Raw genomic sequence first — 7169 nt, 5'->3', positions numbered from 1 at the left:
GCTGCGTGCCCTGCTGGGCGCCGGCGGTGCGGTGCTCTCCCGCGAGGCGCTGTCCGAACTGCTGGAACTCCGCGGTTCCGTGCACGCCCTGGACATGACCGTCAGCCGGCTGCGGTCCGCCCTGCCGGACGGACACCTCGTGGAAACCGTGGTGAAGCGCGGCTACCGGATCCGGGTGTAACCCAACGCGGGGTCACTTAGCGCCCATCCCACCGTCATTTATGGGCGCTAAGTGACCCCGCGTTGCTTTGCGAAAAACCGCAACACCCGGGAAACACGCCGGAAAAACTGTCCGCCTACGCTGGGTGCATCAAGCACGAATGCCACACCACCGGCCACCAGCGAAAGGGCCCCACCATGTCCGCCACCTCCACCGCAGCACCTGATTCCCCGACCCGGACCCAGCCCCGGCCCCGGATCGTCATTGCCGGCGCGGGTCCGGCCTCCCAGGCCCTCGTCCGGCAGCTCGCCAGGACGTCCTTCGCCGGCGGCATCACCGTCCTGAGCAACCGGGATGATGCGCCGGCCGGGCTCCTGGAGCTTGCCGCGCTGCCGCAGGTCTCCGTGCGCTTCGGCCAGCCCGCCAGCTACGTCGATCCCGACACCCGGCGCGTGGTCACTGCTGACGGCCTGGAATTCAGCTACGACCAGCTGGTCATCGCCACCGGATCCTCCTTTGCCCACGCACCGCTCGAGGGCTCGGGACGGTGCCTGAGCTACTCCACGATCGATGACGCCAACCGGCTCGGCGAAGCCGTCAAGGACGCCATCCGGGTCCTCGGCCGGCGGCCGCTGGGCATCCTGGTGGGCACCGGGACGGCCGCGGGCCAGGCCGAGGCGGTGCTGCGCACCCGCGGTGTCCGTCCGGTGCGCACCACGCTCCGGCCGGCCGCCGTCGTCCCCAACCTTGCCGGTTCCATGCTTCCGGCCGCCGGGATCGTCTTCGAGGACGGCTCCAGCATGAACGGCGACCTGGTGGTCCTGGCCGAGGAGCGGATTGCCCGTGACGCCCTCGCGGCCAGTGCCGGGCTGAAGACGGCGCCCGGGGGCGGCATCGTGATCGGCAAGGACTTCCGCACATCCGTGCCGGGCATCTGGGCAATCGGCGACGCGGCGGTGTTCGACGGCGTCCGGCTGGGCCTGCTCGTGGGCTCCGGCCCGGCCGCGTCGCTCTGCGCCTCCCAGCTGCTCCAGGCCACCCTGGCGGAAGCCCGTGCGGAGGCCGCCTGAGGGCCCGGCTGGCCACCCGCCCTGGCGGGGGCTGCTGTGGCAAAATGGTCATTTAAGGAGCCACTGTGAAGGGACAACACAGTCCAACGCCCGCCAGGAAAGGGACCACCATGAGCAACGAAGCCACCGCCGCGCGTGCGTCTGCCGGAAGCGGCGCCCCCGCCACCGGGGACAGTGCAGCAAGGATTGCCTCCTACATCGACCACACGCTGCTCAAGCCGGAGGCGTCCGAAGCCGAGATCCTCAAGGTCTGCGCCGAGGCGGCCGAGTACGGCTTCAAGTCGGTCTGCGTCAACCCGATCTGGGTCAAGACCGTCAAGACCGCCCTGAAGGGGTCCGGGGTCCTGACCTGTTCCGTGGTCGGTTTCCCGCTGGGTGCCACCCCCACCGACGTCAAGGAGTTCGAAGCCCGCGGCGCCGTCCTGGACGGGGCGGAAGAGATCGACATGGTCATCAGCATCGCCGCGGCCCGCGCGAATGACAAGGGCGCCCTGGTCGATGACATCGCCGCGGTCGCCGAGGTGGTCCATGAGGGCGGCGCCATCCTGAAAGTCATCATCGAAACGGCGCTGCTGGACGACGCCCAGAAGGTCCTAGCCTGCGAGGCGGCGGTGGAGGCCGGGGCTGATTTCGTGAAGACCTCCACCGGTTTCAACGGCGGCGGTGCCACCGCCGCGGACGTCGCCCTGATGCGCCGCACGGTAGGCCCGGACCTCGGCGTCAAGGCCTCCGGCGGTGTACGTTCCCTCGCCGATGCGCAGGCTATGATTGCTGCTGGTGCAACACGTATTGGCGCCAGCTCCGGCATCGCGATCGTCAAGGGTGAACAGGGTTCGTCCGCGTACTGACCGGCTCCGGCAGCCGCCACAGATTTGAGCCCCACGGGGCCGAGGAGGAACGAATGTCCAGCAACACCACCAAGACCCCGCAGAACGAGAACAGCCTCGCGTCCAGCATCGCCATCTTCGTGCTGATGATGGTCCTCTTCCTCGCCTCCCTGTACTCGCTGAACTTCCTGACGCTGGGCAACCCGTGGCCGATGGCCGCCTGCCTGGGCCTGTTCGCCCTTTCGTTCTGGATCCCGCAGACCATCCTGGGCCGCTCGGACTCGGCCGGCGAGAACTAAGGCCCCGCGCTCCTTAAACAGCTGAAGCTCCGGATTCCCGGAGCTTCAGCTGTTTAACGGGCAGGTCCGGTCAGCCGGGCGGCAGCCCGAACAGGCTGTCCACCAGTGCGGTCCCGCCCGCCAGGGCCGCCGGGAAATGCGCCCGGACCAGGGCGAGGGCCGCCACAAACATGCCGACCATGGCGTAGCCGCTGACCGGGATCAGGACGAACCATTCCCGCCGCGAGCCGGCGCGGCCCAGGAGCGGGATGGAAAACGCGCCGTTGGCCTTCCACACGTCCTTGAGCAGCGGCAGCTTCCGCAGGAACTTCGGCGGCTTGATCACGATCGGCCAGAGCAGCGGCACTCCCCCGGTGGTGATCATGTCACCCACAATGTGCACCAGCACGCCGGTCAGCATCGAGACCGGCAGCCAGGTCCACTGGTGCGGCGCGAACCACGTCACCACCCCGGCCATGGCCAGGGCGAAGATCCAGTTGCTGATCCAGCCGTACTTCGGGAACAGCTTGAGCGCTTTGGCGGCGATGTTGATCATGAACATGCACAACAGCCCCGCCCCCACGGACAGCAGCCCCCAGCCGGTCTGCAGCTGGAACTGCCCGGCCATCGTCGCGAGCAGCACGAAGAACGCCGCCCCGAGCACCGAATGGGTGCCCTGCCGGTGCCCGCCGGACGCCTTTTCGATCCCGACGGCGATCACGTTGGACAGCGGGGGCAGCGAATGCGCAATGGTGCTGGAGCGGTGGTCCCAGTCGCACACGAGGGCCGTCCCCGCCGTCGCCATGGCGCCGATCACGATCCCGGCGGCGTCCAGCGGATACCAGCCCAGCGCGTACGGCCCGGTCGAGGCAATGGCCACCCAGGCCGCGGCTCCCGACGCGGCGTGGTGTCCTCCCATCACGGCTGGCTCCTCGTCAGTTCAACGGCAGGGGCGTCGGAGAAGATGTTGCGGATGACGCCGTTGGCCCACTCGAGGATCTCGGCGTCCTGCAGGTCCCGGCCGCCGATCTTCGCGGTCTTCGGCCTGGGGATGAGCACCGCGTCCAGGGCCGGCTTGGGCTGCGAGCCGGGGTACATCCGGGCCAGGCGCATGAGTTTGGACTCCGGCAGCTGCGCCGGGGAGAACTTGATGAAGTTCCCCTGCAGCGCGACGTCGCTCAGCCCGGCTTCGCGGGCGCCGACCCGGAAGCGGGCGACGTCGATCAGGTTCGTCGCGGGCAGCGGCAGCTCCCCGTAGCGGTCCACGAGCTCGGCGAGGACCTCCTCAATCGCCTCGTAGCTGATGGCACCGGCCAGCTTCCGGTACGCCTCGAGGCGCAGCCGTTCCCCGGGCACGTAGTCGTGCGGCAGGTGCGCGTTGACCGGCAGCTCGATCTTCATGTCCGCGGCCTTCTCCTCGGCCTCGCCCCGGTACTCCGCGACGGCCTCGCCCACCAGGCGGATGTAGAGGTCGAACCCGACGCCCTGGATGTGGCCGGACTGCTCGCCGCCGAGCAGGTTGCCGGCGCCGCGGATCTCGAGGTCCTTCATGGCCAGCTGCATGCCGGCGCCGAGCTCGTTGTGCGTGGCGACGGCCTTGAGCCGTTCCAGGGCCACCTCGCCCAGCGGCTTTTCCGAGGGGTACAGGAAGTAGGCGTAGGCGCGTTCGCGGCCGCGGCCCACGCGTCCGCGCAGCTGGTGCAGCTGCGAGAGCCCGTACTTGTCCGCGCCGTCCACGATCAGGGTGTTGGCGTTGGAGATGTCCAGGCCGGTCTCGATGATGGTGGTGCAGACCAGCACATCGAAGCGCTTCTCCCAGAAGTCCACGATGATCTGTTCCAGCCGGCTTTCGGACATCTGCCCGTGGGCCACCTCGACCCGGGCCTCCGGGACGAGCTCGCGGATCTTCGCCGCGGTCCGGTCGATCGTGGACACCCGGTTGTGGACGAAGAACACCTGGCCTTCGCGCATGAGTTCGCGCCGGACCGCCGCGGAGGTCTGTTTGTCCGTGTAGGGGCCCACGTAGGTCAGCACGGGGTGGCGTTCCTCCGGCGGGGTGGCCAGCGTGGAGGTCTCACGGATGCCGGTCAGGGACATTTCCAGCGTCCGGGGAATCGGGGTGGCGCTCATGGCCAGGACGTCCACGTTGGTGCGCATCTTCTTCAGCGCCTCCTTGTGTTCGACGCCGAACCGCTGCTCCTCATCCACGATCACCAGGCCCAGGTCCTTGAAGGCGAAGTCCTTGGACAGCAGCCGATGGGTGCCGATCACGACGTCGACGGTGCCGTTCTTGACGCCCTCGACCGTCTCCTTGGCCTCCTTGGCGCCCTGGAAGCGGGACAGCGGCTTGACCCGCAGCGGGAACCCGGAGAACCGCTCGGTGAAGGTCTCGTAGTGCTGCTGCGCGAGCAGGGTGGTGGGCACGAGCACGGCCACCTGCTTGCCGTCCTGGACCGCCTTGAACGCCGCCCGGACCGCGATCTCGGTCTTGCCGTAGCCCACGTCGCCGGAGATCAGCCGGTCCATCGGGATCTCCCGCTCCATGTCGGCCTTGACCTCGTTGATGGTGGTCAGCTGGTCCGGGGTCTCCACGTACGGGAAGGCCTCCTCCAGTTCGCGCTGCCACGGGGTGTCCGGGCCGAACGCGTGGCCCCTCGAGGCCATCCGGGCCGAGTAGAGCCGGATCAGTTCGCCGGCGATTTCCTTGACGGCCTTGCGCGCCTTGGACTTGGTGCTGGCCCAGTCCGAGCCGCCCATCTTGCTCAGCGCCGGGGTGTCCCCGCCGACGTAGCGGGTGACCTGGTCCAGCTGGTCGGTGGGCACGAAGAGCCTGTCGCCCGGGGCCCCGCGCTTGGACGGGGCATATTCCAGCACGAGGTATTCGCGCACCCCGTCGCCTCCGCCCGCGACCCTGCGCTGGATGAGCTCCACGAACCGGCCGATCCCGTGCTGTTCGTGCACCACTGAGTCGCCGGCCACGAGCTGCAGCGGGTCCACGGCGTTGCGGCGTTTGGACGGCATCCGCCGCATGTCCTTCGTGGAGCCCGCGGAGGTGCGGCCCAGCAGGTCCGCTTCGGTCAGCAGGCCGAGTTTGAGGCTGTCCAGGACAAAACCGCGGCCGACGGCGGCGGTGGTCACCTCGATCAGCCCGGGCTGGGGGTCCTTGTCGAGGGACTCGACGCGGGCGCAGGGGATGTCGGCGTCGTGGAAGAGTTCGGCGAGGCGCTGCGCCGGGCCGGGGCCCTCGGTGGCCACCACGATCCGCCACTGGTCCCGGACGTGGGAGCCGATGAACTCCATCATTTCGGCCACGTCGCCCTGGTAGCCGCGGGGTTCCTTGGCGTGGAGGTTGAGCACGTCGACGTCGGGCAGCAGCTCCTCGTCGGTGGCCAGCGAGGTGATGGACCACCAGGAGACCTCGTGGGCGAGGGCGGCGGAACGGGTCTCGGTCAGCGAACGGAAGCTGGCCGAGTGCAGCGCCGCGGACGCCTGCGAACTCAGATCGAGAGGTGCCGTGCCGCCGTCGGACGCCGTCGACCAGGCGGCCTCGAGGAATTCCTCATTGGTGGCGGCGAGGTCGTGCGCGCGGGTGCGGACCTTCTCCGGCTCGATCACCACCGAGATGGAACCCGCCGGGAGCTGGTCCAGGAACGGCACCATGGCGTCCACGAGCACAGGTGCCAGCGATTCCATGCCCTCGACGGCGATGCCGCCGGCGATCTTCTCCAGCATGTCCGCGGCGGCCGGCAGCTGGGACTTCAGGGTCGCCGCGCGGGACATGACGGAGGGGGTGATCAGGATTTCGCGGCACGGCGGGGCATGGAGTTCGGTGGGGTGGTGCAGGCCGGGCGCGGTCAGCGAGCGCTGGTCGGCGACGGCGAACCAGCGCATCTGGTCCACCTCGTCGCCGAAGAACTCGACCCGGATGGGGTGGTCCTCGGTGGGCGGGAAGACGTCCAGCATGCCACCGCGGACGGCGAACTCGCCGCGGCGGGTCACCATGTCCACGCGGGCGTAGGCGGCGTCGGCGAGGCTTTTTACGACGCTGCTGAAGGGTGCCTCCTGGCCGACCTTCAGGGTCACGGGCACCAGTTCTCCCAGGCCCGCGACGATCGGCTGGACGACGGCGCGCACGGGGGCCACCACGACGCGCAGCGCGGCGGCGGTGGACGATCCGGGGTGGGCCAGCCGCCGGAGCACGGACAGCCGCCGGCCCACCGTGTCCGAGCGCGGGGAGAGCCGTTCGTGCGGCAGGGTTTCCCAGCTGGGGAACTCTGCCACGGCGTCCGCCGGCAGGAAGGCGCGCAGCGCCGCGGTCAGGTCCTCGGCCTCCCGGCCCGTCGCGGTGACGGCCAGGACCACGGGGGCCAGGCCGATTTCTCCGGCAGAGCCGGGTGCTTCAGTTCCGGTGCTGCCGAGGCCGTCCGCCATCTCGGCCAGCAGTGCGGCCCGCAGGCCTGCCGGGGCGCTGATCTGGTAGTCCTCGCTGCGGCCGGCGAAACCGCGGGCGGCCTCGGCCCGGATGCGGGCATAGTTCCGGTCTTCGGCGAGGACGCGGCGCAAACCGGTGAGAGAGGGGCCGTTGAGGCTCATGGCTTAAGCTCCTGAAGGGATCACGGGGATGCAGGCAACACGAATAGCCGGAATTCGCGAGAATCCCGGGCATTCCAAGCCTACCGCGGAGCCGGGGACGATCAGGCCTGCGGGGTTAGGCTCAATACCGTTCAGTTAAGGGTTCCTGCGGTAGCATGTTTTCATGCCCCGCTCCGGACAACTGAAACCAACCACCGGTACCCGCCTCCCCGACGTCATCTCGGTGGGACTCATGGCCAAG

Annotated in this window: 6 protein-coding genes; 4 read left to right on the top strand and 2 right to left on the bottom strand. The window is 69.2% G+C overall.

Annotation, left to right across the window (positions count from 1 at the left end; genetic code table 11):
* The 4 genes from J9611_RS14385 to J9611_RS14370 form a co-directional block, all read left to right on the top strand.
* The coding region (locus J9611_RS14385; protein WP_211881107.1) for a winged helix-turn-helix domain-containing protein at positions 1-181 on the top strand (181 nt) is incomplete at its 5' end.
* Positions 182-357: 176 nt separating this feature from the next.
* Positions 358-1230: an FAD-dependent oxidoreductase gene (locus J9611_RS14380; RefSeq protein ID WP_211881105.1), complete on the top strand. Its 873-nt coding sequence runs from the start codon at positions 358-360 to the stop codon at positions 1228-1230.
* Positions 1231-1340: 110 nt separating this feature from the next.
* Entirely contained in the window at positions 1341-2078 is a 738-nt protein-coding gene (gene deoC, locus J9611_RS14375) for a deoxyribose-phosphate aldolase (protein WP_211881103.1), read from the top strand.
* Positions 2079-2131: 53 nt separating this feature from the next.
* Positions 2132-2356, top strand: coding sequence for a hypothetical protein (locus tag J9611_RS14370; protein WP_211881101.1), 225 nt, complete (start codon positions 2132-2134; stop codon positions 2354-2356).
* A gap of 70 nt (positions 2357-2426) precedes the next feature.
* Here J9611_RS14370 and J9611_RS14365 read toward each other — a convergent pair whose 3' ends face one another.
* Both J9611_RS14365 and mfd read right to left on the bottom strand, forming a co-directional pair.
* A complete protein-coding gene (locus J9611_RS14365) occupies positions 2427-3254 on the bottom strand; it encodes a metal-dependent hydrolase (protein ID WP_211881108.1) in 828 nt (275 codons plus the stop codon).
* A complete protein-coding gene (mfd, locus tag J9611_RS14360) occupies positions 3254-6928 on the bottom strand; it encodes a transcription-repair coupling factor (protein WP_211881099.1) in 3675 nt (1224 codons plus the stop codon). Before mfd ends, J9611_RS14365 begins: the two co-directional genes overlap by 1 nt.
* Positions 6929-7169 lie beyond the last annotated feature (241 nt).

It is taken from the genome of Pseudarthrobacter albicanus, assembly GCF_018224015.1.
Taxonomy (GTDB): Bacteria; Actinomycetota; Actinomycetes; order Actinomycetales; family Micrococcaceae; genus Arthrobacter; species Arthrobacter albicanus.
The sequence above is the reverse complement of the archived record's forward strand: the minus strand, read 5'-3'. Positions and strand labels throughout refer to the sequence as shown.

Excerpts from the sequence above, each read along its gene's own strand:
- J9611_RS14380 (WP_211881105.1), top strand. The coding sequence starts at position 358 with ATGTCCGCCACCTCCACCGCAGCACCTGATTCCCCGACCCGGACCCAG.
- J9611_RS14370 (WP_211881101.1), top strand. The coding sequence starts at position 2,132 with ATGTCCAGCAACACCACCAAGACCCCGCAGAACGAGAACAGCCTCGCG.
- deoC (WP_211881103.1), top strand. The coding sequence starts at position 1,341 with ATGAGCAACGAAGCCACCGCCGCGCGTGCGTCTGCCGGAAGCGGCGCC.
- J9611_RS14365 (WP_211881108.1), bottom strand. The coding sequence starts at position 3,254 with ATGGGAGGACACCACGCCGCGTCGGGAGCCGCGGCCTGGGTGGCCATT.
- mfd (WP_211881099.1), bottom strand. The coding sequence starts at position 6,928 with ATGAGCCTCAACGGCCCCTCTCTCACCGGTTTGCGCCGCGTCCTCGCC.